Genomic DNA, 389 nt, shown 5'->3' with positions numbered 1-389 from the left:
TTTGCCCCTTCAATTGGTGAGGAAATCTCGGTAGGGGACCTTATTCTAGTACAGTATTCGAAACTTGCAGGGCAGGATAATCATTACTTTGAGCTTTATGCCTCAGGTTTACATCCCTGTATCACCCAAAATCGACGGCAATGTCTTGGGGATCCTGCTCGGCAAGCAAATATCACCCATGATCATTCGCTTTTGTCAGCCTCTTATTATCAACAAAATAAGCGACTAATAAGGGGATCGCTATAAAACGGAATGGAATTAAACAGCATAAAAACACCCAAATCACAGACGTAAAAAAGCCCATTGCGTTAGCAATGGGCTGTTCACTCTCTTTCGAGACCCATCTTAGAAAGAGTGGCGCCTGACAATGTTCGATTCGCACCTGGCTA

At 43.7% G+C, this 389-nt stretch carries 1 protein-coding gene; it reads left to right on the top strand.

The features are described from left to right. Positions 1-246: hypothetical protein (locus CXF83_RS22735; protein ID WP_232774993.1), on the top strand; the 246-nt coding region annotated here is incomplete at its 5' end. Between the last annotated feature and the right edge of the window lie 143 nt (positions 247-389).

Source organism: Shewanella sp. Choline-02u-19, assembly GCF_002836205.1.
Lineage (GTDB): Bacteria > Pseudomonadota > Gammaproteobacteria > Enterobacterales > Shewanellaceae > Shewanella.
Note: the sequence above shows the minus strand (reverse complement) of the source record. Positions and strands in the feature narration are given on the sequence as shown.